The 22,191-nt window shown below is 71.7% G+C and carries 27 protein-coding genes; 18 read left to right on the plus strand and 9 right to left on the minus strand.

The genetic code is table 11. The features are described 5' to 3' along the window. Window positions 1–21: 21 nt before the first annotated feature. Both HJG45_RS23950 and HJG45_RS23955 read left to right on the plus strand, forming a co-directional pair. A complete protein-coding gene (locus HJG45_RS23950) occupies window positions 22–708 on the plus strand; it encodes a methyltransferase domain-containing protein (protein WP_171615844.1) in 687 nt (228 codons plus the stop codon). Then, window positions 705–1,808 carry an NAD(P)/FAD-dependent oxidoreductase gene (locus HJG45_RS23955; protein ID WP_171615846.1) on the plus strand — a complete coding sequence of 368 codons (1,104 nt, stop codon included), beginning with the start codon at window positions 705–707 and terminating at the stop codon, window positions 1,806–1,808. The genes HJG45_RS23950 and HJG45_RS23955 overlap by 4 nt, the downstream gene beginning before the upstream one ends. A gap of 14 nt (window positions 1,809–1,822) precedes the next feature. Here the strand turns inward: HJG45_RS23955 and HJG45_RS23960 are convergent, their stop codons facing one another. The 3 genes from HJG45_RS23960 to HJG45_RS23970 all read right to left on the minus strand — a co-directional run bounded on the left by HJG45_RS23960 (window position 1,823) and on the right by HJG45_RS23970 (window position 4,344). Beyond that, the gene (locus HJG45_RS23960) at window positions 1,823–2,239 is read right to left on the minus strand and encodes a cupin domain-containing protein (RefSeq protein WP_171615848.1); all 417 of its coding nucleotides are present in this window, start codon (window positions 2,237–2,239) and stop codon (window positions 1,823–1,825) included. 115 nt (window positions 2,240–2,354) lie between these two features. After that, window positions 2,355–3,323, minus strand: coding sequence for a tripartite tricarboxylate transporter substrate binding protein (locus HJG45_RS23965; RefSeq protein ID WP_171615850.1), 969 nt, complete (start codon window positions 3,321–3,323; stop codon window positions 2,355–2,357). 34 nt (window positions 3,324–3,357) lie between these two features. Then, window positions 3,358–4,344, minus strand: coding sequence for a tripartite tricarboxylate transporter substrate binding protein (locus HJG45_RS23970; protein ID WP_171615852.1), 987 nt, complete (start codon window positions 4,342–4,344; stop codon window positions 3,358–3,360). A 327-nt stretch (window positions 4,345–4,671) separates the two neighbouring features. Here HJG45_RS23970 and HJG45_RS23975 point away from each other — a divergent pair, with 327 nt between their 5' ends. Next, complete coding sequence (locus HJG45_RS23975; protein WP_171615854.1) at window positions 4,672–5,655, plus strand: catalase family peroxidase; 984 nt, start codon at window positions 4,672–4,674, stop codon at window positions 5,653–5,655. A gap of 138 nt (window positions 5,656–5,793) precedes the next feature. Next, window positions 5,794–7,185, plus strand: a complete 1,392-nt coding sequence (lpdA, locus tag HJG45_RS23980) for a dihydrolipoyl dehydrogenase (protein ID WP_171615856.1) — start codon at window positions 5,794–5,796, stop codon at window positions 7,183–7,185. Between the two features lie 29 nt (window positions 7,186–7,214). Here lpdA and HJG45_RS23985 read toward each other — a convergent pair whose 3' ends face one another. Next, on the minus strand, window positions 7,215–7,469 hold the full coding sequence (locus HJG45_RS23985) for a DUF2798 domain-containing protein (protein ID WP_254452746.1): 255 nt from the start codon (window positions 7,467–7,469) through the stop codon (window positions 7,215–7,217). Window positions 7,470–7,770: 301 nt separating this feature from the next. On the opposite strand from HJG45_RS23985, the gene HJG45_RS23990 reads away from it, so the two are divergent. The 3 genes from HJG45_RS23990 (at window position 7,771) to HJG45_RS24000 (ending at window position 10,449) form a co-directional block, all read left to right on the plus strand. Continuing rightward, complete coding sequence (locus tag HJG45_RS23990) at window positions 7,771–8,817, plus strand: DNA adenine methylase (protein WP_171615860.1); 1,047 nt, start codon at window positions 7,771–7,773, stop codon at window positions 8,815–8,817. Window positions 8,818–8,826: 9 nt separating this feature from the next. Next, on the plus strand, window positions 8,827–9,141 hold the full coding sequence (locus HJG45_RS23995; RefSeq protein WP_217363025.1) for a PGPGW domain-containing protein: 315 nt from the start codon (window positions 8,827–8,829) through the stop codon (window positions 9,139–9,141). A gap of 81 nt (window positions 9,142–9,222) precedes the next feature. Then, window positions 9,223–10,449 carry an MFS transporter gene (locus tag HJG45_RS24000; RefSeq protein ID WP_171615862.1) on the plus strand — a complete coding sequence of 409 codons (1,227 nt, stop codon included), beginning with the start codon at window positions 9,223–9,225 and terminating at the stop codon, window positions 10,447–10,449. Here the strand turns inward: HJG45_RS24000 and HJG45_RS24005 are convergent. Continuing rightward, on the minus strand, window positions 10,443–10,643 hold the full coding sequence (locus HJG45_RS24005) for a hypothetical protein (protein WP_111471964.1): 201 nt from the start codon (window positions 10,641–10,643) through the stop codon (window positions 10,443–10,445). The genes HJG45_RS24000 and HJG45_RS24005 overlap by 7 nt on opposite strands. Before the next feature lie 102 nt (window positions 10,644–10,745). Further along, window positions 10,746–11,546 (minus strand): helix-turn-helix domain-containing protein, encoded by an 801-nt coding sequence (locus tag HJG45_RS24010; RefSeq protein ID WP_171615864.1) that lies wholly within the window; start codon window positions 11,544–11,546, stop codon window positions 10,746–10,748. A gap of 65 nt (window positions 11,547–11,611) precedes the next feature. On the opposite strand from HJG45_RS24010, the gene HJG45_RS24015 reads away from it, so the two are divergent. Continuing rightward, window positions 11,612–12,859 carry an MFS transporter gene (locus HJG45_RS24015; RefSeq protein ID WP_171615866.1) on the plus strand — a complete coding sequence of 416 codons (1,248 nt, stop codon included), beginning with the start codon at window positions 11,612–11,614 and terminating at the stop codon, window positions 12,857–12,859. Between the two features lie 140 nt (window positions 12,860–12,999). On the opposite strand, the gene HJG45_RS24020 is transcribed toward HJG45_RS24015, so the two are convergent. Both HJG45_RS24020 and HJG45_RS24025 read right to left on the minus strand, forming a co-directional pair. Beyond that, a complete protein-coding gene (locus tag HJG45_RS24020) occupies window positions 13,000–13,743 on the minus strand; it encodes a transposase (RefSeq protein ID WP_171615868.1) in 744 nt (247 codons plus the stop codon). 105 nt (window positions 13,744–13,848) lie between these two features. Next, window positions 13,849–14,538, minus strand: coding sequence for a hypothetical protein (locus tag HJG45_RS24025; RefSeq protein WP_171615870.1), 690 nt, complete (start codon window positions 14,536–14,538; stop codon window positions 13,849–13,851). Between the two features lie 241 nt (window positions 14,539–14,779). Here HJG45_RS24025 and HJG45_RS24030 point away from each other — a divergent pair, with 241 nt between their 5' ends. Next, window positions 14,780–15,151, plus strand: a complete 372-nt coding sequence (locus HJG45_RS24030) for an antitoxin Xre/MbcA/ParS toxin-binding domain-containing protein (RefSeq protein ID WP_171615872.1) — start codon at window positions 14,780–14,782, stop codon at window positions 15,149–15,151. Beyond that, window positions 15,148–15,666 (plus strand): RES domain-containing protein, encoded by a 519-nt coding sequence (locus tag HJG45_RS24035; RefSeq protein WP_171615874.1) that lies wholly within the window; start codon window positions 15,148–15,150, stop codon window positions 15,664–15,666. The genes HJG45_RS24030 and HJG45_RS24035 overlap by 4 nt, the downstream gene beginning before the upstream one ends. A gap of 7 nt (window positions 15,667–15,673) precedes the next feature. Here the strand turns inward: HJG45_RS24035 and HJG45_RS24040 are convergent, their stop codons facing one another. After that, window positions 15,674–16,315 carry a class I SAM-dependent methyltransferase gene (locus tag HJG45_RS24040; protein WP_171615876.1) on the minus strand — a complete coding sequence of 214 codons (642 nt, stop codon included), beginning with the start codon at window positions 16,313–16,315 and terminating at the stop codon, window positions 15,674–15,676. A 295-nt stretch (window positions 16,316–16,610) separates the two neighbouring features. On the opposite strand from HJG45_RS24040, the gene HJG45_RS24045 reads away from it, so the two are divergent. The 8 genes from HJG45_RS24045 (at window position 16,611) to HJG45_RS24080 (ending at window position 22,143) form a co-directional block, all read left to right on the plus strand. After that, window positions 16,611–17,462, plus strand: coding sequence for a shikimate dehydrogenase (locus tag HJG45_RS24045; protein WP_171615878.1), 852 nt, complete (start codon window positions 16,611–16,613; stop codon window positions 17,460–17,462). Next, on the plus strand, window positions 17,459–18,061 hold the full coding sequence (coaE, locus tag HJG45_RS24050; RefSeq protein WP_171615880.1) for a dephospho-CoA kinase: 603 nt from the start codon (window positions 17,459–17,461) through the stop codon (window positions 18,059–18,061). Before HJG45_RS24045 ends, coaE begins: the two co-directional genes overlap by 4 nt. Window positions 18,062–18,161: 100 nt before the next feature. Continuing rightward, entirely contained in the window at window positions 18,162–18,866 is a 705-nt protein-coding gene (gene dnaQ, locus HJG45_RS24055; protein ID WP_171615881.1) for a DNA polymerase III subunit epsilon, read from the plus strand. Window positions 18,867–18,915: 49 nt separating this feature from the next. After that, window positions 18,916–19,905, plus strand: a complete 990-nt coding sequence (locus tag HJG45_RS24060; protein ID WP_171615882.1) for an SDR family oxidoreductase — start codon at window positions 18,916–18,918, stop codon at window positions 19,903–19,905. Between the two features lie 206 nt (window positions 19,906–20,111). Continuing rightward, window positions 20,112–20,924: a glucose 1-dehydrogenase gene (locus HJG45_RS24065; RefSeq protein ID WP_171615883.1), complete on the plus strand. Its 813-nt coding sequence runs from the start codon at window positions 20,112–20,114 to the stop codon at window positions 20,922–20,924. Between the two features lie 59 nt (window positions 20,925–20,983). Next, window positions 20,984–21,205: a type II toxin-antitoxin system VapB family antitoxin gene (gene vapB, locus HJG45_RS24070; protein WP_171615884.1), complete on the plus strand. Its 222-nt coding sequence runs from the start codon at window positions 20,984–20,986 to the stop codon at window positions 21,203–21,205. Next, complete coding sequence (vapC, locus tag HJG45_RS24075; protein WP_171615885.1) at window positions 21,205–21,612, plus strand: tRNA(fMet)-specific endonuclease VapC; 408 nt, start codon at window positions 21,205–21,207, stop codon at window positions 21,610–21,612. Before vapB ends, vapC begins: the two co-directional genes overlap by 1 nt. A gap of 30 nt (window positions 21,613–21,642) precedes the next feature. Continuing rightward, on the plus strand, window positions 21,643–22,143 hold the full coding sequence (locus tag HJG45_RS24080; protein ID WP_171615886.1) for a glutathione S-transferase family protein: 501 nt from the start codon (window positions 21,643–21,645) through the stop codon (window positions 22,141–22,143). Window positions 22,144–22,191: the final 48 nt, after the last annotated feature.

The raw sequence follows: 22,191 nt of genomic DNA on the forward strand, positions 1-22,191 counted from the left end.
TGAAGTGGAGATGCTCTAGCCGTGTTCGATCGGCGCAGCGCGGCGGCCGAGTGGATGGACGACGCGGCGGCGACCGAGGCCGCCTTCGCCGGGGCGCTGCGCGACCTCGCCCGCGTCAACCGCCTCAGCCTCGCCTACCGCCCGGTGCTGCGCTGGCTGGACCGGCTGGTGGCCGAGACCGGGGCGCGCCGCCTCTCGGTGCTCGATGTCGGGGCCGGCGGCGGCGACACGCTGCTGCGGATCGCCGCCTGGGCCGAGCGCCGGGGGGTGACGGTGACGCTCACCGGGCTCGACCGCAGTCCCTGGGCCGCCCGCCATGCCGCCGCCGCCGGAGTGCCGGCGGAATGGATCACCTGCGACCTCTTCGCCCTCGACCCGTCCCGGCGCTTCGACGTGGTGCTGTGCAGCCTCTTCGCCCATCACCTGCCGGATCCGGAACTGGTGCGCTTCCTGCGCTGGCTGGAGGCGCGCGCCGGGCGCGGCTGGCTGATCTCCGACCTGCACCGGCACTGGCTGCCCTGGGGCTTCGTCTGGGGCGCCTTCCGGCTGCTGCGGCTCGACCCGATGGTGGTGCATGACGGCCCGGTCTCCATCGCCCGGGCCTTCACCCGCGCCGATTGGGACGCGCTGCTCGCCGCGGCCGGGGTAGAGGCGGAGATCGCCTGGGCCTTCCCCTTCCGCTGGTCCGTCGGGCGCCGCCGCGGATGACGCGGCCCTCCGAAGAGGCGGAGGTGGCGGTGATCGGCGCCGGGCCGGCCGGCTGCGCGGCGGCGATCGGGCTGGCTCGCGGCGGCTGCCGCGTGCTGCTGCTCGATCGCCAGCCGACGCCGCGGGAGAGCGTCTGCGGCGAGTTCCTCGGCCCCGCCGCGGTCATCGCCCTGGCCGGACTCGGGCTCGATCCGGCCAGGCTCGGCGCGGTGCCGCTGCGCCGAGCCCGGATCGGCTGGGGCATGCGGGAGGCCGGCTTCGCCCTGCCCTTCTCCGCCTGGGCCCTGCCGCGGCAGGTGCTGGACGGCGCGCTGCGGGACGCCGCGGCGGCGGCGGGCGTCGCGCTGCGGCCGGGCCTCGCGGTGCAGGGGGCATGGCCCGAGGGAGCGGGTTGGCGGCTGCAGACGCCGGGCGGCGCCATCGCGGCGCGGCAGGTCGTGCTGGCCAGCGGCAAGCACGCGCTGCGCGGCCATCCGCGGGAGGGGGCGAGGCGGGGGGCGCTCGGCCTCAAGCTGCATCTGGAGGGCGGCGCGGCGGGAGAGGCGGTGACGCTGCTGCCCCTCGCCGGCGGCTATGCCGGGCTGCAGCCGCTGCCAGGCGGCGGCGCCAATCTCTGCGCCGCGCTGCCGGGGAGCACCTTGGGCGGGACCATGGGCTGGGCGCGCGATCCCGCGGCTTTCCTGGCCCGGGTCGCGGCCGGCTCGGCGCTCGGCGCGCGGCTGCTGGCGGGGGCGCGGCCGGCCTGGGACCGGCCGCTCGCCATCGCCGGCATTCCTTACGGCTTCCGCCAGGCGGCGACGGGGCCGGCGGGCCTGTACCGCGTCGGCGACCAGGCAGCGGTGATCCCGAGCCTTGCCGGGGAGGGCATCGCCCTCGCCCTGCATTCCGGGCTGGCGGCGGCGGCGGCGATCCTGGCCGGCGTGCCGGCGGTGGCGTTCCAGGCCCGCTGGCGGGCGCGGGTCGCGGGACCGATGCGCTGGGCGGGGCTTGGCGCCTGGGCCCTGCGGCAGGCGCCCGGCGCCGCGGTCGCCGCGGCGCGGCTGGCCCCGGCGGCGCGGCTGGTCGCCTGGCGGACGCGGCTGGGGGCGGAGGGCGGCTGAGCCTGCCGTACCCCTCAGCCCGGATCGAGGGTGGTCAGCGCCGTCTCGCCCGTATCCACCACGAAGACGGCGAGCAGCGTCGCCGGCGCGCTGTCGCTGGCATTGGCGCTGACGACGTGGTGGTCGCCGGGCGCCTCGGTGAAGCTCTCGCCCTTGCGGTAGACCCGCGCCGGCGCCTGGTTCACCGCGCTGCGGATGGCGCCGTCGAGCACCGTCGCGGTGATGAAGGCGGAGGCGGCGTGTCGATGCGCCGGCGTCGCCGCGCCCGGCCCGTATTCGACCAGCACGCCCTTCAGGCTCTTGCCGGGCACGGTCGGCAGGACCTGGTCGAAGAGGACCGTCACCCGGGACTGGCCAGGGCCGGGCGCCTCGGCGCGCGCGACGATCGGGGCGAGGAGCAGCGCGGCGGCGAGCAGCAGGGCTCTCGGCATCTCGGATCTCCAGGAGTTCGGCATGGCCGGGCGCCGGGACATTGCCGCCGCCGAAAGCATGACGAGGCGCCGCCGCCCGGCGTGACGCGGCGGGCGACGGTGCCGCGGGAAAGGCTCAATCGATGGTCAGGCCGAGCCGCGCCACCATCTGCTTCTCGTACTCCACCCGCGCCTTGGCGAAGGCCAGGTAGTCCGCCGGGCCGAGATATTCCTGCGGCATGTCCCAGCGGCGGATGATCGCCTGGCTCGCCTCGTCCTCCAGCGCCTTGCGGAAGGCGCGGTGCAGCACGTCGACGATCGCCGGGTCCAGCCCCTTCGGTCCGGCGATGCCATAGGGCGAGGTGACGGTCATGCCGTAGCCGAGGTCGTGCAGCGTCGGCGCCTCGGGGAAGGCGGCCAGCCGCTCCCGCGTCCAGACCGAGAGCAGGCGGAACTCCCCCGCCTCGACATTCGGCCGCCAGGCGGCGCTGTCGGCCACCACGTCGATCTGCCGGCCGAGCAGCGCCGTCACCCCCTCCTGCGCGCCGCGGAAGGGCACATGCGTCATCTGCACGCCCTCGCGGCCGCAGATCTCCTCCATGGCGATGTGGTTGGTGGTGGCGATGCCGCTGGTCGAGAAGGTGAGCTCGCCGGGCCGCTTCCGCGCCGCGGCGATCAGATCCGCGAAGCTGCGATGGGGGCTGTCGCTACGCACCACCGTACCGAAGAGGAAGCCGCTCACCTGCATGACGTAGGTGAAGTCGGCGATCGGGTCCCAGGTCTTCTGCTTCGTCAGGAAGGGGTGGCGCAGGATCGAGAGGTGGTGGTGCGCCAGGGTGTAGCCATCCGGCTGCGCCTGGTTGACCAGGAACAGCGCCGCCTGGGTGCCGCGGGCGCCGGGCCGGTTCTCGATCACCACCGACTGGCCGAGATCCTTCTGCACGATCTCGAACATCTGCCGGTGCAGCGCATCCAGCGCGCCGCCGGGCGGCCAGGGGATGAGGAAGCGGATCGAGCGGTTGGGGTAGCGGCCCTGGCCGAGGGCGGGCGCGGCGAGGCCGGCGCCGAGGCCGAGCAGGGCCGCGCGACGGGCGATGGCTGGCATGGGCGTGCTGTCTCCCGGATGGTCCGCGGCGCGCTCAATCGATGCGGAGGTTGAGCTTCTTTGCCATCGCCTGCTCGTATTCCGCGCGCCGGGCGATGAAGCCGCGATAGTCCTTGTTCGAGTAGTATTCGAGCGGCATGTCGAATTGCGTGCGCACCGCCGCATTGGCGGGGTCCATCAGCGCCGCCTTGAAGGCATCGTGCAGCAGCTGCACCACGCCGGGGTCCATCCCCTTCGGGCCGGAGATGCCGTAGGGCGAGGTGATCACCATGTCGTAGCCGAGCTCCTTCAGCGTCGGCGCCTCCGGGAAGCGGGGCGAGCGCTCGGCGGTCCAGACGCAGAGCAGGCGGAGCTGCCCGCCCTCGACCAGCGGCGTCCAGGCGGAGCTGTCGGCGACGCTCATCACCTCCCCCGCCGCCACGGCCACCGCCGCCTCGTTGGAGGCGCGGTAGGGCACATGCACCAGCTCGATCTTCTCCCGCGCCGAGATCTCTTCCATCGCCAGGTGGTTGGTGGTGGCGATGCCGGAGGTGGCGTAGGTCAGCCGCCCGGGATTGGCGCGGGCATAGGCGAGGTAGTCCTGCCAGGTACGGATCGGGCCGTCGGCCTTGACCACGATGCCGAACATCCAGCCGCAGAGGCCGATGACATGGGTGAAGTCGCCCACCGGGTCCCAGGGCGGCGTCCGCACGATATAGGGCCGCCGCACGACCGACATATGCATCTGCGACAGGGCGTAGCCGTCGGGCCGTGCCTGGGTGGCGAGGAATTGCGCGCCGAGCGTGCCGGAGGCGCCGGGCCGGTTCTCCACCAGCACCGGCTGGCCGAGCGTCTTCGAAGCCAGCTCGGCCAGCGAGCGGAGCTGCGCATCGGCCGAGCCGCCGGGCGGCCAGGGGACGATCAGGCGGATCGGCCTGTCCGGGAAACGTCCCTGGGCGAGGGCGGGCGCGGCGAGCGGAGCGGCGGCCAGCATCCCGGCGAGGAGCTGGCGGCGGCGGGGCGGGACTCCGGCGAGCGGCATGGCGTTCCTCCATCTTGGTTGCCGACACTCTGCCGGTCCCGCGCGGGGAGGAAAAGGTCGAGCGGCAGCGGCATCCCGCCGCGCCGGGGAGGCCGGATTCGGGCGCGAGATTGCCGGTTGCTTGCATCGGCGTCGGATCGGCGCCTTGGGCGTTCCCGCCGGATGACGATCTGCTCTAGGGTCGCCGCGGCGAGGCCGGCGGCGAATTGGCAGGGTCCGGGCATCCCGCGGCGCCCAGGGGCGCGGCCGCCGATGCCGGCCCGTGCCCGCCGCCTGCCGCCCGCTCCCTGCCGCCCCTCCCCAAACCCACCAAGGAGACCGCACCCGATGCGCCTGACCGGCTCCCTGCTGCTCGCCGCCCTGCTCACCGGCCCCGCTCTCGCCCAACCCGCGACCGAGCCCCTGCCGCAGGCGCTCTACGACACCATGGTCAAGGGCAATGGCCGCATCTATCCGGGCTACCGGGTGAACCACGCCAAGGGCGCGCTCTACGAAGGCAGCTTCACCCCCTCCGCCGAGGCGGCGAAGCTCAGCAAGGCGCCGCACCTGCAATCGACGCCCTCCAGCCTGCTGCTGCGCTATTCGGATGCCGGCGGCATGCCCGAGGTGGCGGACAACGCCGCCTCCTCGGCGGTGCGCGGCCTCTCCTTCACCTTCACCCTGCCCGACGGCACGGCGACCGACCTGATGATGATCAACGTCCCGGTCTTCGTGACGCGCCGGCCGGAGGATTTCCTCGGCCTGATGCAGGCGGCGCAGGCGACGAAGCCCGACATGCCGCAGCCGACGCCGATCGCCCGCTTCCTCGCCGAGCATGAGGAGGCGCGCCGTTTCGTCACCATGGCCAAGCCCATGCCGCAGAGCTTCGCCACCGAGCAATTCTACGCCCTGCACGCCTACCGCCTGACCAATGCGGCGGGCGAGAGCCACTTCGTTCGCTTCCGCCTGGTGCCGGAGGCCGGCACCGCCTACCGGGCGCCGGACAGCGTCGCCGGCCTGCCGCGCGACGTGCTGTTCGACGAGCTGGGCACCCGCGTCGCCATGGGCCCGGTGCGCTACCGGCTGGTCGCCCAGCTCGCCGCCGCCGGCGACCAGACCGCCGACCCGTCCGAGCCCTGGCCGGTGGACCGGCCGCTGGTGGAGCTCGGCATGGTCAGCGTCACCCAGGCGGTGCCGGACGGGCCGCTCGCCGAGCGCAAGATCGGCTTCCTGCCGAACCGGGTGCTGCCGGGGCTCGACCTCTCGGACGACCCCTTCCTCAAGGTCCGGTCCGATGTCTACGCCATCGCCTTCCCGGCGCGGCAGCAATAGCGCCTTCCCCACGCCGTCGCCGCGCGCCGTCGCCGGCCCTCGCCCATCCGGCCGCCGGCCTTGCGCCGGTGCGCCGATGGGGCCACTTTCCGCGCGCATTCCGTCCCATTCCAAGGCCGCAAGGATTCCGATCGCCCCATGCCCGAGAGCTTCGACCTGATCATCATCGGCGCCGGTCCCGGCGGCTATGTCTGCGCCATCCGGGCCGCGCAGCTCGGCATGAAGGTCGCCTGCGTCGAGAAGCGGGCGACGCTCGGCGGCACCTGCCTCAATGTCGGCTGCATCCCGTCCAAGGCGCTGCTGCAATCCTCGGAGAATTTCGAGGAGACGGCGCATGGCTTCGCGGCGCACGGCATCATGGTCGAGGGCGTGAAGCTTGACCTCGCCCGCATGCAGGCGCGCAAGGGCGAGGTGGTCTCCGCCAACGTCAAGGGCGTCGAATTCCTCTTCCGCAAGAACAAGGTCACCTGGCTGAAGGGCGCGGCACGGATCATCGCCCCCGGCAAGATCGAGGTGGCCGGCGAGACCTACGAGGCGAAGAACATCGTCATCGCCACGGGCAGCGACAGCGCGCCGCTGCGCGGCGTCGAGGTGGATGAGCAGCGCATCGTCACCTCGACCGGCGCGCTTGAGCTGCCGGAGGTGCCGAAGCATCTCGTCGTCATCGGCGGCGGCGTCATCGGGCTCGAGCTCGGCAGCGTCTGGCGCCGCCTTGGCGCCGAGGTGACGGTGATCGAATTCCTCGACCGCCTCGTCCCCGGCATGGATGGCGAGATCGCCAAGCAGCTCGAGCGCATCCTCGGCAAGCAGGGCATCAAATTCCGCCTGAAGTCGAAGGTCACCGGCGCGACCAAGGGCAAGGATGGCGTGACCCTCAGCGTCGAGCCCGCCGCCGGCGGCGCGGCCGAGGAGATCAAGGCCGATGTGGTGCTGCTCGCCATCGGCCGCCGCCCCTATACCGAGGGGCTCGGCCTGGCCGAGGCGGGCGTCGCGCTGGATGAGCGCGGCCGGGTGAAGACGGACGCGCATTTCGCCACCAACATCCCGGGCATCTACGCCATCGGCGACGTCATCGCCGGCCCGATGCTCGCCCACAAGGCGGAGGACGAAGGCGTCGCGGTGGCCGAGATCCTCGCCGGCCAGGCGGGGCATGTGAACTACGCCGCCATCCCGGGCGTGGTCTATACCTGGCCCGAGGTCGCCGCGGTCGGCGCCACGGAGGAGGAGCTGAAGCAGGCCGGCATCGCCTACAAGGCCGGCAAATTCCCCTTCTCCGCCAATGGCCGCGCCCGCGCCATCGGCGATGTCGATGGCTTCGTGAAGATCCTCGCCGATGCCAAGACCGACCGCGTGCTCGGCGCGCATATGATCGGCCCGGATGTCGGCACGCTGATCGCCGAGATCTCGCTCGCCATCGAGTTCGGCGCCTCCTCGGAGGATGTGGCGCGCACCTGCCACGCGCATCCGACCCTGAACGAGGCGGTGAAGGAGGCGGCGCTCGCCGTCGAGGGCCGCGCCATCCATATCTGATCGCGGCCCCGATTGCGGCGCGCCGCCGCTCAGCCCGGTGGCGGCGCCACCACCAGCGCCGCCAGCCGCCGCACCGCGGGCAGCACGACGAGCAGCGTCGGGAAGCCGATGGCCCAGGACATCGCCCAGGCGGCGGGCCAGGCGCGCAGGAATTCCTGGCCCGGGCCGAGCGCGCGCAGGGTCGAGATGCCCGAGATGATGAAGGTCATCATGAGCGAGAGGAAGAAGGGCAGCACCACCGCGCCATAGCGCGGCGGCAGCTTCCTCGGACGGGGAAGGGACAAGGACATCAACCTGTCTCGCAGATCTGGCCCGGACGGCGGTGCGGCACGGTGAAGGCAATCGACCAGCATCCATCCCCGCCATGCGACGGGCCTTGGTGGATGCGTTGCCTGACGTGAGACGCTTACGGCCGGGCGACAACCGGGCCCCCGCTTCTACCCTCCGTCCCGCCCGCTGCCAAGCAGTACCCTCACGGCCCCCCGCCGGGCCGGCCACGGCCGCGTGAATTCGCCCTGCGATCAAGCCCCTGGCACGGATTGGGTTCACCTTCGAACTCAAGTCGCGGTAATCTGGCGCCCGACCATGATCAAATATATCGGCTCCAAGCGGGCGCTGCTCAGCCACATCCTGGCCGCGATCGGTGCCGCCGCCCCGGCCGGCGCGACGCTGCTCGACCTCTTCTCGGGCACCGCCCGGGTCGGGCATGCGCTGAAGCGCGCCGGCTATCGCGTGGTGTCGAACGACCACAACGCCTTCGCGCATCGCCTGGCCACCTGCTACGTGCAGGCCGATGCCGAGCGCTGGGCGGCGACGGCGGGGCGCATCCTCGCCGACCTGCAGCGCCTGCCGCCGCGCCCGGGCTGGTTCACCGAGACCTATTGCCGCGCCGCCCGCTACCTGCATCCGGAGAATGGCGCGAAGGTCGAGGCGATCCGCGAGGCGATCGCCGGGCTCGGCGCCGAGCCGGAGCTGGAGGCCATCCTGCTCACCGCGCTGCTCGAGGCCGCGGACCGGGTGGATTCCACGGCCGGGCTGCAGATGGCCTACATGAAGCAATGGGCGAAGCGGGCCTTGCAGCCGCTGCAGCTCCGCCTGCCGGCGCTGCTGCCGCGCCCCACGGCCGGCGCCTGCCGCGCCCTTTGCGACGAGGCCGAGATCGCCGCCGCCGCGGTCGAATGCGACCTCGCCTATCTCGACCCGCCCTACAACCAGCATTCCTACCTGCGGAACTACCATGTCTGGGAGACGCTGGTCCGCTGGGACCAGCCGGAGGTCTATGGCGTGGCGCAGAAGCGCATGGATTGCCGCACCCGCCTGTCGGATTTCAACAGCCGCCGCCGCATCGGGCCGGCGCTGACGCGGACCGTGGCGGCGCTGCGCTGCCCTGCGGTCATCGTCTCCTTCAACGACGAGGGCTATCTTGCCCGGGCGGAGCTCGAGGCCATGCTGGCCGCCCGCGGCCATGTGCAGGTGATCGAGATTCCCTATGGACGCTATGTCGGCGCCAAGATCGGCATCCACAACCCTAAGGGCGAGAAGGTCGGGCAGACCGGCCGCCTCACCAATGTCGAATACCTGTTCCTCGCCACCGAGCGCCGCCTTTCCCTGCCGGCGCCGCGCGCTGCCTGAGCGCGGCGCATGAACGGTGATGGCAAGCGGCTGCCGGTGGAGGCTGGGCCGCCGCGGGGCAGCCCCTCGCTGCCGCGCAAGCTGGCCGGGTTCGGGATGCTCGGCCTCGGCCTGCTCGGCATGGTGCTGCCGGTGCTGCAGGGCTTCCTCTTCCTGGCGCTCGGCCTGTTCATCCTGCGCGACCAGTATGACTGGGCGCGGGCGGGCATGACGCGGCTCCGCATGCGCTTCCCGCGGCAGATCGAGGGCGTCGAGGCGATGGAGGCGCGGCTGGTCGGCTGGTCGCGCCGGCAGGGCGAAAGGCTGCGCCGGCTGCTGCCCTGACCGCGGCGGATGCAGGCCGGTCGCGGACGACCCGGCGGGCCATCCGCTTGGCAGCAGGGACAGAGGCGCGAGAGTGCGGCCATGTCGCGCCGCCATGAGCCATCGCCCCGCCCGCGCACGGCGCCAGCGCCGCCGGGCGCCCGCCGGACCGCCCTGATCCTCGGCCTGGCGCAGACCCTGGTCTGGGCCGTGACCTATTACCTGCCGGCGATGGTGGCGCCGGTCGTCGTCGCCGATCTCGGGGCCAGCTCCGCTGCCGTCTACGGCGCCTTCTCCGCCGCGCTGCTGATCGCCGGCCTGGCGGCGCCGCGGGTCGGGCGGGAGATCGAGCGGCGTGGCGGCCGGCCGGTGCTCGCCCTCTCGACGCTGCTGCTCGCCGGCGGGCTGGCGCTGCTCGGCCTGCTGCCGGGCCTCTGGGGCTGGATGCTCGGCTGGCTGCTGCTCGGCCTCGGCATGGCGACCGGGCTCTACGAGGCGGCCTTCGCCACGCTCGGCGCGCTCTACGGCCGGGCGGCGCGGCGGCCGATCACCCTCGTTACCCTGCTCGGCGGCTTCGCCAGCAGCCTCGGCTGGCCGATGAGCGCCGCGCTGCTGCCGCTGCTCGGCTGGCGCGGCACCTGCCTCGCCTATGCGGCGCTGCTGCTGCTCCTCGTGCTGCCGCTCTACCTGCTGCTGCCGCGCGGCACGGCCCAGGCCAGGACCCAGGATGCGGCGCCGGCGGCCGAGGCGGCCGACCCGCCGCTGCCCGCCGCCTGGGTGCGGCGCAGCCTGCTGCTGCTGGCCGTCTTCTTCACGCTGCGGGCGGTGATCAGCGCGACCATGTCCGTGCACCTGATCACGCTGCTCGGTGGGCTCGGCCTCACCGCCGCGGCGGCGGTGGCGGCCGGGTCGCTGATGGGGCCCTCGCAGGTCGGGGGCCGGCTGCTGGAGTTCACCCTCGGGCGCGGCGCGCATCCGCTGACCGCGGCGCGGCTGGCCGGGCTGCTGCTGCCGGCCGGGGCGCTGCTGCTGATCCTCGGCGGGCCGGCGATGGCGGTGCCCTTCGTGCTGCTCTACGGGGCGAGCAACGGCATCGTCACCATCAGCCGCGGCGCCCTGCCGCTCGCGTTGTTCGGGCCGCGCGGCTATCCGGTGCTGATGGGCCGGCTGGCCCTGCCGGTGCTGCTGGCCCAGGCGGCGGTGCCGATGCTGACCGCGCCGCTGGTGGCGCAGCTGCCGGCGGCCACGGTGCTCGGCCTCACCGGGCTGGTGGCGCTGCTGGCGCTCGGCTGCCTGCTGCCGCTGCGGCAGGCGCCGCCGGCTCAGTGATCGCGGTGGTCGCGGGTGCGGGCCAGGGCGATCCAGGCGCCGGCGCTGGCGACGAGCAGGGTCGAGGCGCCGAACCAGACCAGCGTATACATCACGGCGCGCCGCAGCATCTCGGCGGAGACGAGGTCCATCCAGGCGAAGGTTGCGAAAACGACCAGAGCCAAGACCACGTGCTGCAGAGCCGCTTGCCGCATGACCCTCGTTCCTCCCAGCCGGCATGGGGGGTTTGCCGGCCTTTTTCGTAATATGACGACATATATCGTATACTGCACACCGATGTGATGCAAGCCCCCTCTTCACCGCGCATCCGTGTATTGACCTGAGCCTGGTGTCGTGCCGAAAGCGGCTCGAAACGCCGCGCCAAAGGCCGAGGCGCTGGCATAGCCCACCGCCGCCGCGGCCCGCGCCGGCGGCACCCCCTGGGCCAGCAGCGCCGCCGCCTCCGACAGCCGCAGCAGCTGCCGCCAGCGGCCGAAGCTCATTCCCGTCTCCCGCCGAAAGAGCCGCGTCAGGGTGCGCGGGCTGGCGCCGCACTCCACCGCCCAGCTCTCGAGATCGGCGTCCCGCGCCGGGTCCGCCCGCAGCGCCTCGGCCAGCCGCCGCAGCCGCGCATCGCGCACCGCCGGCACGCCGAGCGGCAAGGCCGGGGCGCGGGCGATCTCATCCAGGATCAGCGCCGTAAGGTGCCGGCCGCGCCCGGCCTCGTCCCATTCCAGCGGTTCGGCGCAGGCGGCGAGGACGAGCTCGCGCAGCAGGGGCGAGACCGCCATCACCGTCACCGCCGCCGGCCCCGCCCGGGCCGCATCGGCGCGCAGGAACAGCGCCCGCATGGCGAGACGCCCCTGCGTCTCGGTGAGATGCGCGACCCCGGCCGGCAGCCAGAGCGCCCGGCCCGGCGGCACCACGAAGCTCGCGGCATCGGTGGTGATGCGCATGATGCCGCGCGTGGCGTAGAGGAGCTGCACCCGCTCGTGCCGGTGCCGCGGCACCGCCTCGCCCTCCGGATAGTCGCGGGTGAAGCCGACCAGCGGCCGGTCCACCACATCCTGCGGCAGGCGGCGGGTCGGCGCGGGCGGGAATTGGCCGGATGGCGACATGGCTTGGCCGGATCTCGTTTGCCGGCCAGTCTAGGATGCCGGCAACGCAGCAAGGAAGCGCCCCCATGCCCGACCCCGCGCGGCGGCAGATCATCTTCATCAACGCCGCCCATACGCTGACCCATTACGGGTTGCTGATCCTGGCGACGGCGGTGCTCGGCATCGTGCAGCAGTCGCCGGTCGCCTTCGGGCAGGAATACGGGCCGATCCTCGCCCTCGGGACCGGGATGTTCGTGCTCTACGGCCTCGGCTCCCTGCCGATGGGCTGGCTGGCCGAGCGCTTCGGGCGCAAGGCGATGATGGCCGGCTTCTTCCTCGGCACCGGCGGCGCGATGATCCTGGCCGGCCTCGCCCCCTCCCCGCTCCTGCTCGGTCTGGCGCTCGCCGTGATGGGCGCCTTCTCGGCGATCTACCACCCGATCGGCACGGCGATGCTGGTCGAGGCGGCGGGGCAGCGGGTCGGCCGCGCGGTCGGCATCAACGGCGTCTTCGGCAATCTCGGCGTGGCGCTGGCGCCGGTGGTGACGGCCCTCGTCGCGGCGCGGCTCGGCTGGCACGTCGCCTTCCTGCTGCCGGGCGTGATCTCGGTCGTGCTCGGCCTGTTCTATCTGCGCGAGCCGGCCTTCGACACGGCCAAGGCGGCGGGCCAGCAGAAGCCCTTCCCGGTGATCCCGCCGGCCGTCGTGCGGCGCGCCGTCATCGTGCTGCTGACCATCGCCGCCGTCTCCGGCCTCGTCTTCAACGCCTTCACCCTGCTGCTGCCGAAGCTGATGGAGGAGCGGCTGGCCGGCTCCCCGGACCTGCTGCCGGTGGTCGGGCTGCTGGCCTTCGCGGCGACGCTCTGCGGCGGGCTGACGCAGTACACCGTCGGCCACATGATCGACCGGCGCACCCTGAAATGGGTGTTCATGCCGCTGGCGACGCTGCTGGTGCCCTGCCTGGCGCTGCTGGCCTTCGCGCAGGGCTGGGTGGTGCTGCCGCTCTCGGCGCTGATCGCCGCCTCGGTCTTCGGCCAGGTGACGGTGAACGAGACGATGACGGCGCGCTACGTGGCGCCGGCGCTGCGGACCAAGCTCTATTCCATCCGCTTCACCGTGGGCTTCCTGGGCGCGGCCCTCGCCTCGCCGCTGGTCGGCCTGCTGCACGAGGCGACGGGCGGGCTGACGGCGCCGATGCTGGTGCTGGCCGGCGTCGGCGCGGTGACCTTCGTCTGCGCGCTGTTCTTCCCCAACCGGCCGGAGGAGCTGCGGCCCGAGCTCTGGGCCGCGGCGGCGCAGCCCGAGCGGGCGCCGGTGGCGGTGGCGGCGGAGTAGATCCCCACGAAGTCGCTTCGCGCCTTCGCGGGGGCCCCCGGAGTCCCCTCCGATCAGGGCCTCGCACAGCCTGCCGAGGCAAAGCCTCGGCAGGGCAACGGGAGGCGACAGGGCGGGGATGGGGCGCATGGCGGGGGCCCCTAGGCCGGTTCCCAGGCGCCGGGGATGCGCGTTCGGCCGCCGATGGCGCGGTGCATGTCGGCGAGCAGCCTTCGCCAGGGCCTGGGCGGCCACCAGCCGGGGTTGGCCTTCGCCAAGTTAGCGATGCGAAGGAACACCTCGCTGTAGCTTTCGGACAAATCCGGATCGGGCAGGTATTGCGAGGGGGCCGGCAGGGCGCTGTGCAGGCGCAGGCGCCGGGCGAGGACGATGGCGGCGAGGCCCATGATCCGCACGCCGCGGCGGAAGGCGCAGCAGAGCCGGTAGTCGAGGCGGGCGAGCGGGCTGCCGGGCCTGGCCTTGGCCAAGGCGTTCAGCAGCCGGGTCCAGAGGCCGGCGCGGGTCCAGCGGCGGTAGCAGCGGGCGATGGTCGGCGCCTTGCCGAACTCGGGCGGCAGCAGGCGCCAGGGCGCGCGGCCGCCGCCCTCGGTGTTGGGGCGCTTCAGCATGACGGCGCGGAAGATGGCGTCGAGCCTGGCGCGGGGATCGGGCAGCGACCGGCCGGGGGCGCCGGGGGCGTGCAGACCGCAGCCGGTGGCGGCGAGGTGCGGGACGAGGGCCTCCCACTCGGCATCGGTGAGCGGGGCCCAGCCGTGCGGGGCGGTGTGGCAGGTGAGCGGGTCGAGATAGAGGCGGCGGACGAGGTCGTGGCGGAGGAGGAAGTCGGGCGGCAGGAGGGGGGTGGGGGCTGGGTGGCGGCGGGAGCGGGAAGCGGAGCGGGGCATGGCGGCGATCCCGAGGAGCAGGCGGGATCGTAACGGATTATAGGAAAAAATTCAAGACCATGCGTGGTAATCCCCATATCCCGTGGCGTTAGCAAGTGCCCATATTCATCCTTGAATTGAGATTCCCATGAAAATTCCGCAGGAAATACCAAGCCCAATCCCTATGGCTGCCTGCCAGCGCTCGAGAGGAATATCATCTTGGTGAATTTGACAATCTATGACACGCACCCATCTCAGTATTTGAGTGAGCATCATTGGATAAAAAAGGCTCCAAAACCCAGCCAGCAAAAATCCAGAGACACTGCTTGAAGAAAATTTTGTAACAGCAAAAATAATAGAAAAAAACCCCATTGGAAAAGACAGCGTAAAAAATGCGCTCGTCCTTCCTGTAACTAATGAGAACCACATAGTCGACAGGACTAGAATTTTAGCTGGTAAACTCTGTGGCTTTGGCCAAGCCATTATAAACGGATTAAATATTCCCGGATGAAATCGAAACAGTGACCTCATCTCTGAATTTTGATGAATTCTAGTAATGGTTGCCAAAGATGTTAGCAATCTACAGCAATGTGACGCCATTACGAAAACAAAAAACGTGGATATCATTATTGCTGATGTTCTTGGAAAGTTTCCTCCAAATATTTGTATGCTTTTAGAATTTCCTATGAGGAGCCCTGTCAAAGTAATAAGCAATGGAATTGGAACGGATAGCGTTTTTGATAGCTCCTCAAGATGCGCTTTGGCTAAATCAGTAGCGTTTTTAGGTGTTCCGAATGGATCAAGAGAGGATTCCATCGATAACATCATTTCCGTTGTTATAAGCGAAAAATAAGTTTTTTGCTGTGAGAGAAAATAGTATCCTTATGTTTCTGAAATTATTCCACAGAAAAATTCTACAAATAGTGCCTGATTTGCATTGAAATATTCTAGCTCGGCCTTTGTGGCCGCGTAACCCCACTTACCACACCCCTTGCCCCCCACCCTGCCGCCTCCTATTTTACCCCTAAACTCAGGCATCCCAGGAGGCACCCACCCCATGGCCAGCGCCGCCCTGGACCTCCTCTCCGAGGTCTTCGAGCCCGATGGCACCGTCCAGCCGGACCGGCTCTCCGGCCGGCTGCGCGTCACCCGCCTGCAGCTCGCCGCCGCGCTCGGCCTCTCCAAGGATGCCGTCACCAAGCAGAGCCGCCTGCAGGCGCCGAAGACCCAGGCGCGGCTGCGCGATGCGATCGAGATCCTGAACCGCATCCGCCCCTGGGCCGGCAGCGACGAAGCGGCCTTCGCCTGGTACCGCTCCGCCCCCCTCCCCTCCTTCGGCGACCTGACGGCGGAGGATCTGGTGAAGCAGGGCCGGGCGGAGGCGGTGAAGCGCCATGTCAGCCGCATCGCCGCCGGCGGGTATGGGTGAGGCTGCGGGCCACCGTCTTCCGCGCGCATCATCCCCGCTGGGCCTGGTCGCCGGAGTCCGGCGAAGGCGCGGCGCTGCATGGCGGCCGCTTCAACCGCATCGGCCAGCCCGCCCTCTACACCTCCCTCCGGCTGGAGACCGCCTGGCTCGAGGCGCAGCAGGGCTTCGCCTACAAGGCCCAGCCGATGACGCTTTGCGCCTATCGGGTGGATTGCGCCGATGTGCTGGACCTGCGGGAGGCGGCGGTGCTGGCCGGGCAGGGCATCGCGCCGGCCGACCTCGCCTGCGCCTGGGAGGACCTGGCGGATCGCGGCCTGCCGGTGCCGAGCTGGGCGGTGGCGGCGCGGCTGCAGGCGGCGGGCATCGCCGCGATCATTGTGCCGAGCTTCGCCCGCGGCGCCGGGCCGATGGACGCCAATTGCGTCTTCTGGCGCTGGGGTCGGTCGGCGCCGCACCGGGTCGAGGTGATCGACGACCATGCCCGCCTGCCGCGCGATGACGGCTCCTGGCGGTAGGCGGGCCTTACCCCCGCCGCAACAACGTCAGCCCGTCGATGTCACTCCCATCGTGGTTCCAGTCCAGCGCCTGCTGCCGCACCACCGCCAGCCCCTCCTTCGCCGCGTAATGCGCCATCAGGCCGAGGCTGAGGAAGTTCCGCCAGTGCGGGTGTTGCCGGAAGTCGCGCGTCGGGAAGCGGTGCTCGTTGGAATGGTGCAGGAAGGCGTGGCCGCCGGGGCGCAGCGCCCGGCTTGTCTCGCGCAGATAGGCGCGCACCACGTCGCTGTCGAAATGCACCATGGCGTCGAAGCAGAAGAGGAAGCTGAGCGAGGCGTCCGGCACCGGCAGGGTGCAGCCATCGGTCGGGCTGTAGGCGATGCGCGGGTCGCTGCCGAAGCGGCGGCGGCAGGCATCCAGGTTGCCCGCGTGGAGATCGACGATGTGGAGATGGCCGGCCAGCGGCAGCAACCGCGCCGCGTGGCGGCCGTGGCCGGCGGCGAGGTCCATGGTGGCGGCGAGGTCGATCCCCGTCGCCTCGATCCGCAGGAAGGGCAGGATGATGCCCTGCCACTGCGCCTCGGCGGCGGCTTCGGCCTCGGCGTAGTAGGCGGCCTCGATCCAGTCCCGCCCGACATCGCGGGCCGCGGCGAGGGTGGCGTCTGACACGGACATGCCCCTCCCCTACCCCCCGCTCCCTTCCCGACAATGACCGGCATTGCCCGGCAGCGCGGCTCCGGGCCCGGCTGCCGCACCCTGCCCCTGCCCGGTGCCCGGCCGAGGCTTGGCCTCGGCGGGCTGTGACGGCTCTGTGTCCCATGGCGATGAACCGGGGCCCCCGCGACGCCGCGCAGCGGTGTCGTGGGGATCACCGATAGGGGGCTCCGCCCCCTTCGCGGGGTGCGGGGCGGCGCCCCGCTCCTCCCCATTGACCGCATCGCGCCGCCACGGTTTGTAAACGCCCATGCACCTTCTCTCGGGCCATGCCCGCACCGCCGGCATCCTCGGCTGGCCCGTCGACCATTCCCGCTCGCCGCGGCTGCACGGGCTCTGGCTGCGCCGGCACGGGATCGACGGCGCCTATCTGCCCCTGCCGGTGCGGCCGGAGCGCTTCGCCGACTCGGTCCGGGCGCTGGCCGATCTCGGCTTCCGCGGCGCCAACGTCACCATCCCGCACAAGGAAGCCGCCTTCGCGGTCTGCGACCGGGTGGATGCCACGGCGCACCGGGCGGGGGCGGTGAACACGCTGGTCTTCCGCGACGGCATGATCGAGGGCTCGAACACCGATGGCTGGGGCTTCCTGGCGAATTGCGCCGAGGCGGCGCCGGGCTGGCGGGCGGCGGCGGGGCCGGTGGTGATCCTCGGCGCCGGCGGCTCGGCGCGGGCGGTGGCGGCGGCGCTGCTGGATGCCGGCTGCCCGCGCGTCACGCTGGTCAACCGCACCCCGGCGCGGGCGGAGGCGCTGGCGCGGGCGCTGGGCGGGCCGGTCGCGGTCGCCGACCGGCCGCCGCTCGAGGGGGCGGCGATGCTGGTGAACACCACCTCGCTCGGCATGCCGGGGCAGCCGGGACCGGCGATCGACCTGGCGCCGCTGCCGGCGCGGGCGGTGGTGGCCGATATCGTCTACGTGCCGCGGGAGACGGCGTTGCTGGCCGCGGCGCGGGCGCGGGGCCTCGCCGTGGTGGAGGGGCTCGGGATGCTGCTGCATCAGGCGCGGCCGGGCTTCGCGGCCTGGTTCGGGGTGACGCCGGCGGTGGATGACGAGCTGCGGGACGTGGTGGGCGGCGATATCCCGCTCCGCCAGTCGCAGGGATGAAGCTGATCGGCCTCACCGGCGGCATCGGCATGGGCAAGTCCACCGCCGCCGCCAGCTTTCGCCGGCTGCATGTGCCGGTCTTCGATGCGGATGCGGCGGTGCATGCGCTGCAGGGGCCGGGCGGCCGGGCCGTCGCGCCCATCGCCGCCGCCTTTCCCGGCACGGTGACGGAGGGGCCGGGCGGCCGGCGGGTGGACCGGGAGGCGCTGCGCCGCGCCGTGCTCGGCCATCCGGAGGCGCTGCGGCGGCTGGAGCGGATCGTGCATCCGCTGGTGCGCGATGCCGAGCGGCGCTTCCTCGCCGCGGCGCGGCGGCGCGGCGAGCGGCTGGTGGTGCTCGACATCCCGCTGCTGTTCGAGACGGGTGGGCAGGGGCGGTGCGACCGCGTCGTCGTCGTCACCGCGCCGGCCGCGGTGCAGCGTTACCGGGTGCTGCGCCGGCCCGGCATGACGGAGGAGCGGCTGCGCTACATCCTGGGGCGGCAGGTGCCGGACCGGGAGAAGCGGCGCCGGGCCGATCATCTCGTCCATACCGGCCTGTCACGCCATGCGGCGCAGCGGGCGATCCGCCGGCTCGTCCGGGAGATCCGCGGCGCATGAGGCAGGCCGCACGGAAGCCTGGCCCACGGCCCGCGGGGCCGAGCGCCCGGATGGGCGGCGCGGGTCGCGCCGAAGACGGGCTTTTCGAGGGATGCTCACCATGAGGCAGCTCGTGCTCGATACCGAGACCACCGGCCTCGACCCGGCGACGGGCGACCGGGTGATCGAGATCGCGGCGATCGAGATCGTCAACCTGGTGCCGACCGGCCGGCACTACCACACGCTGCTCGACCCCGAGCGCGACGTGCCGGAGGAGAGCACGCGGGTGCATGGCTTCACCGCCGCCGACCTGGCGGGAAAGCCGAAATTCGCCGAGGTGGCGGAAGCGTTCCTCGGCTTCCTCGGCGATGCGCCCATCATCGCGCACAACGCGCCCTTCGATTTCGGCTTCCTCGATGCCGAGCTGCGGCGCGCCGGCCATCCGGCGCTCGACCGGGCGCGGATGGTGGACAGCCTGGCCGTCGCCAAGAAGCGCTTCCCCGGCCTGCCGAACAGCCTGGATGCGCTGTGCCGGCGGCTCGGCGTCGACAACTCCATGCGCACCAGCCACAACGCGCTGCTCGACGTGAAGCTGCTGGCGCAGGTCTATCTGGAGCTGATGGGCGGCAAGCAGCCCGGCTTCGCGCTGGCGGCGCAGATCGCGGCGCCGGCGGTCTCGCTCGGCGGGCTGGCGCGGGAGCGGGCGCCGCGGCCGATCCGGCCGAGCGCGGAGGAGATCGCGGCGCACGCCGCCTTCCTGAAGAAGGTGAAGGACCCGCTCTGGCTGCAGCCGCCCTTTGCCGAGGCGGATCAGGGCGGAACCTGACCCCGCGGCGCGCCTTGTTGCGGGCTGAACCTTTCGCGGACGCAGCCCCATGCCCAGCCTCGCCGACGCCGTCGTTGTCATCGCCGGCGCCTCCTCCGGCATCGGCAAGGCCAGCGCGCTCGCCTTCGCCCGCGCCGGTGCCCGGCTGGTGCTCGCCGCCCGGCGGCCGGAGGCGCTGGAGGCGGTGGCGGCGGAGTGCCGCCAGCTCGGCGCCGCGGCGCTGGCGGTGCCGACCGACGTGACCGATGCGGCCGCCGTGCAGGCCCTGGCCGAGGCCGCCATCGCCGCGCATGGCCGCATCGATGTCTGGTTCAGCAATGTCGGCACCGGCGTCATCGGTCCCTATTGGGAGGCGCCGCTCGCGCTGCAGAAGCGGGTGGTCGAGACCAACCTGTTCGGCGTGCTGCACGGCGCCTATGCCGTGCTGCCCCACTTCCTGCGCCAGCGCCGCGGCGTGCTGGTGAACATGGTCTCCATGGGTGGCTGGTCGCCCACCCCCTTCGCCGCCACCTATGCCGCGAGCAAGTACGGCATCCGCGGCTTCAGCGCGAGCCTGCGGCAGGAGCTGGCGCGCTTCCCGGACATCCATGTCTGCGGCGTCTTCCCGGCGCTGGTGGACACGCCCGGCCTGGCGCATGGGGCGAATTACTCCGGCCGGGCGATCGACCCGCCTGGCCCCTTCCTCACCCCCGAGGCGGTGGCGGAGGTGGTGGTCGGGCTGGCGCGGCGCCCGCGGGCCGAGGTGGCGGTGGGCCTGCCGGCGAGCGCGGCGCGCCTCGCCTACGGCCTCGCGCCGGGGCTGACCGAGCGCGGCGTCGGCGCGGCCATGCGCGGCGCGCTCCGCCGCGCCCGGCCGGACGGGCAGAGCGAGGGCGCGGTGGCCCGCCCGGTGCCGACCGGCACCGGCACGCGCAGCGGCAAGCCGGTCTGGCATGTGCGCGGGCCGAGCCTCGGCGGGATCGCGCTCGGCGGGCTCGGCCTGCTGCTCGGCGCGGAGCTGCTGGCCGGGGCGCTGCGGGCGTCGCCGCGACGGCGATAGAGCATTTTCCGTTCACCTGCGTTCACGGCAAATGCTCTATCCTGTTGTTTTCAGAGCATCTTAACCCGTTCGAGTGTGTCCACTCGAACGGGATCTGCTCTAGCGGCGTCCGCGGGGCGTCGCGACCAGGACGCCGACGCGCCGCCGGTTTGCGTCGGCGCGCGCCGGGGCTAGCCTTCCCGCGCAGAAGACGCAGGAGGGAACGCATGGGCCAGGTCCAGGGCAAGGTCGCACTCGTCACCGGCGCGGCGGCGGGCATCGGCGCCGCCATCGCCACGACGCTCGGGCGGGAGGGGGCGCGGGTGGTCCTCACCGATCTTGACGACCGCCGCGGCGAGGAGGTGGCCGCCGGCATCCGCGGCAAGGGGGGCGAGGCGCTCTACCTGCACCAGGACGTGACGGAGGAGACGCGCTGGCCGGAGATCATCGGCGAGGTGGAGCGGCGCTACGGCCGGCTCGACATCCTCGTCGCCAATGCCGGCATCGCCATCATCAGCACCGTCACCGGCATGTCGCTGGCCGACTGGCGCAAGCAGATGGCGGTGAACGTGGACGGCGTGTTCCTCACGGCCAAATACGGCATCCCGCTGATGCGGAAATCCGGCGAGGGTGGGTCGATCGTCATGATCTCCTCGGTCGCGGGGCTGCGCGGCTCGGCCGGGCTGGCGGGCTATTCGGCGACCAAGGGGGCGGTGCGGCTGTTCGCCAAGTCGGTGGCGCTGGAATGCGCCGGGGCGCGCGACAACATCCGCTGCAACAGCGTCCATCCCGGCATCATCGCCACCGAGATCTGGGAGAAGATGCCGGTGGGCGCGCAGGATGCGCGGGCCAATGCGCCGATCGACCCGCAGGCGGTGGCGGCGGCGGGGGTGCCGACGGGCAAGCTCGGCACGCCGCAGGACATCGCCGATGGCGTGCTGTTCCTGGCCTCGGATGCCTCGCAGTACATCACCGGGTCGGAGCTGGTGATCGATGCGGGGATGATGGCCGGGCGGTTGGGGAATCTGGCGGCGCGGTAGGGAGTGGTTGGAACGCGTGGGATATGCTATATGTATATCCCATGCAGGACGCTCCCAGCATGACCCGGACCCGGCTGTTCCAGAACAACCGATCACAGGCCGTCCGGCTGCCGAAGGACGTCGCCTTCCCGCCCGGCGTGCAGGAGGTGGCGGTGATCCGTGACGGCCGGGGGCGTCTCATCCTGCCGGCCGACGCGCTTTGGGATGAATTCTTCGACGCGCCGGGCATCGACCTGCCCGAGCGCGCGCAGCCGCCGCACGAGGTGCGCGAGCGCTTCTGATGCTCCGGCACATGCTGGCCACCAATCTCTGCATCCGCGTGCTGCGCGACCGGCCGCCCGGGCTGCGGTCGCGCTTCAATGCCGAGGCGGAGACGCTGTGCATCTCCACCATCACGCTGACGGAGCTATTGCACGGCGCCGCCAAATCCGGCCGCCCCGCGGAGAACCGGCGAGAGGTGGAGGGCTTCGCCTCCCGCCTCGCCGTCCTGCCCTTCGACGAGGCGGCCGCGGCGCATGCCGGCGAGATCACCGCCGTGCTGGAGCGGCAGGGCCGGATCATCGGCCCCTATGACCTGCTGATCGCCGGCCATGCCCGCAGCCGCGGCCTCGTCGTCATCACCGGCAATCTCGGGGAGTTCCGCCGGGTGGACGGGCTGCGGGCGGAGGATTGGCTGGGGGAGGGCTGACGGACCCCATGATACCGGAGGAGCATCTTGATGCTGACTCTCTATCTTGCCCCCGGATCAAGCTCGATGGCCCCGCATATCGCGCTGCGCGAAGTGGATGCGCGGTTCGAGATCCGCGCCCTGTCCTTCGCGCGGCGTGAGAATCGCAGCCCCGACTATCTGGCGATCAACCCCGAAGGCAAGGTGCCGACCTTGCTTGTCGAGGGCCGCCCGCTGACCGAGGTCGCCGGCATCCTGTTCTACCTTGCGAAGCGCTTTCCAGCCGCGCGCCTTCTACCGGAGGCGGATGTCGAAGCGGAAGCGCAGGTCGTCGCCTGGATGTCGTTCCTCGCCGCGACGGTCCACCCCGCGCGGCGGCAGGGGATCGAGGTGGCCCGTGCGGTCTACAGGCGCGTCGAGCGGCGGCTGGACGGCCGTGCCTGGGCGGTCGGTGGAGGCATGTCGATTGCCGATATCCATTTGTGCCAACTTTTCTGGAAGTTCCGCGCCAAGAGCGGGGCAGCGTTCAGTCTCGAACGCAATCCGCTGTAGACGGCTTTCATAGCTACTTTTGTAGAAAGCGTGCGCGCAGAGTTGCCC

Origin of the sequence: Roseicella sp. DB1501 (genome assembly GCF_013112485.1) — a bacterium.
Lineage (GTDB): Bacteria > Pseudomonadota > Alphaproteobacteria > Acetobacterales > Acetobacteraceae > Paracraurococcus.

What these genes read in the sequence shown, in the direction of transcription:
- HJG45_RS23955 (WP_171615846.1), top strand. Translation starts at nt 705, where the DNA reads ATGACGCGGCCCTCCGAAGAGGCGGAGGTGGCGGTGATCGGCGCCGGG.
- HJG45_RS23960 (WP_171615848.1), bottom strand. Translation starts at nt 2,239, where the DNA reads ATGCCGAGAGCCCTGCTGCTCGCCGCCGCGCTGCTCCTCGCCCCGATC.
- HJG45_RS23965 (WP_171615850.1), bottom strand. Translation starts at nt 3,323, where the DNA reads ATGCCAGCCATCGCCCGTCGCGCGGCCCTGCTCGGCCTCGGCGCCGGC.
- HJG45_RS23970 (WP_171615852.1), bottom strand. Translation starts at nt 4,344, where the DNA reads ATGCCGCTCGCCGGAGTCCCGCCCCGCCGCCGCCAGCTCCTCGCCGGG.
- HJG45_RS23975 (WP_171615854.1), top strand. Translation starts at nt 4,672, where the DNA reads ATGCGCCTGACCGGCTCCCTGCTGCTCGCCGCCCTGCTCACCGGCCCC.
- lpdA (WP_171615856.1), top strand. Translation starts at nt 5,794, where the DNA reads ATGCCCGAGAGCTTCGACCTGATCATCATCGGCGCCGGTCCCGGCGGC.
- HJG45_RS23990 (WP_171615860.1), top strand. Translation starts at nt 7,771, where the DNA reads ATGATCAAATATATCGGCTCCAAGCGGGCGCTGCTCAGCCACATCCTG.
- HJG45_RS23995 (WP_217363025.1), top strand. Translation starts at nt 8,827, where the DNA reads ATGAACGGTGATGGCAAGCGGCTGCCGGTGGAGGCTGGGCCGCCGCGG.
- HJG45_RS24000 (WP_171615862.1), top strand. Translation starts at nt 9,223, where the DNA reads ATGTCGCGCCGCCATGAGCCATCGCCCCGCCCGCGCACGGCGCCAGCG.
- HJG45_RS24005 (WP_111471964.1), bottom strand. Translation starts at nt 10,643, where the DNA reads ATGCGGCAAGCGGCTCTGCAGCACGTGGTCTTGGCTCTGGTCGTTTTC.
- HJG45_RS24010 (WP_171615864.1), bottom strand. Translation starts at nt 11,546, where the DNA reads ATGTCGCCATCCGGCCAATTCCCGCCCGCGCCGACCCGCCGCCTGCCG.
- HJG45_RS24015 (WP_171615866.1), top strand. Translation starts at nt 11,612, where the DNA reads ATGCCCGACCCCGCGCGGCGGCAGATCATCTTCATCAACGCCGCCCAT.
- HJG45_RS24020 (WP_171615868.1), bottom strand. Translation starts at nt 13,743, where the DNA reads ATGCCCCGCTCCGCTTCCCGCTCCCGCCGCCACCCAGCCCCCACCCCC.
- HJG45_RS24025 (WP_171615870.1), bottom strand. Translation starts at nt 14,538, where the DNA reads ATGGAATCCTCTCTTGATCCATTCGGAACACCTAAAAACGCTACTGAT.
- HJG45_RS24030 (WP_171615872.1), top strand. Translation starts at nt 14,780, where the DNA reads ATGGCCAGCGCCGCCCTGGACCTCCTCTCCGAGGTCTTCGAGCCCGAT.
- HJG45_RS24045 (WP_171615878.1), top strand. Translation starts at nt 16,611, where the DNA reads ATGCACCTTCTCTCGGGCCATGCCCGCACCGCCGGCATCCTCGGCTGG.
- coaE (WP_171615880.1), top strand. Translation starts at nt 17,459, where the DNA reads ATGAAGCTGATCGGCCTCACCGGCGGCATCGGCATGGGCAAGTCCACC.
- dnaQ (WP_171615881.1), top strand. Translation starts at nt 18,162, where the DNA reads ATGAGGCAGCTCGTGCTCGATACCGAGACCACCGGCCTCGACCCGGCG.
- HJG45_RS24060 (WP_171615882.1), top strand. Translation starts at nt 18,916, where the DNA reads ATGCCCAGCCTCGCCGACGCCGTCGTTGTCATCGCCGGCGCCTCCTCC.
- HJG45_RS24065 (WP_171615883.1), top strand. Translation starts at nt 20,112, where the DNA reads ATGGGCCAGGTCCAGGGCAAGGTCGCACTCGTCACCGGCGCGGCGGCG.
- vapB (WP_171615884.1), top strand. Translation starts at nt 20,984, where the DNA reads ATGACCCGGACCCGGCTGTTCCAGAACAACCGATCACAGGCCGTCCGG.
- vapC (WP_171615885.1), top strand. Translation starts at nt 21,205, where the DNA reads ATGCTCCGGCACATGCTGGCCACCAATCTCTGCATCCGCGTGCTGCGC.
- HJG45_RS24080 (WP_171615886.1), top strand. Translation starts at nt 21,643, where the DNA reads ATGCTGACTCTCTATCTTGCCCCCGGATCAAGCTCGATGGCCCCGCAT.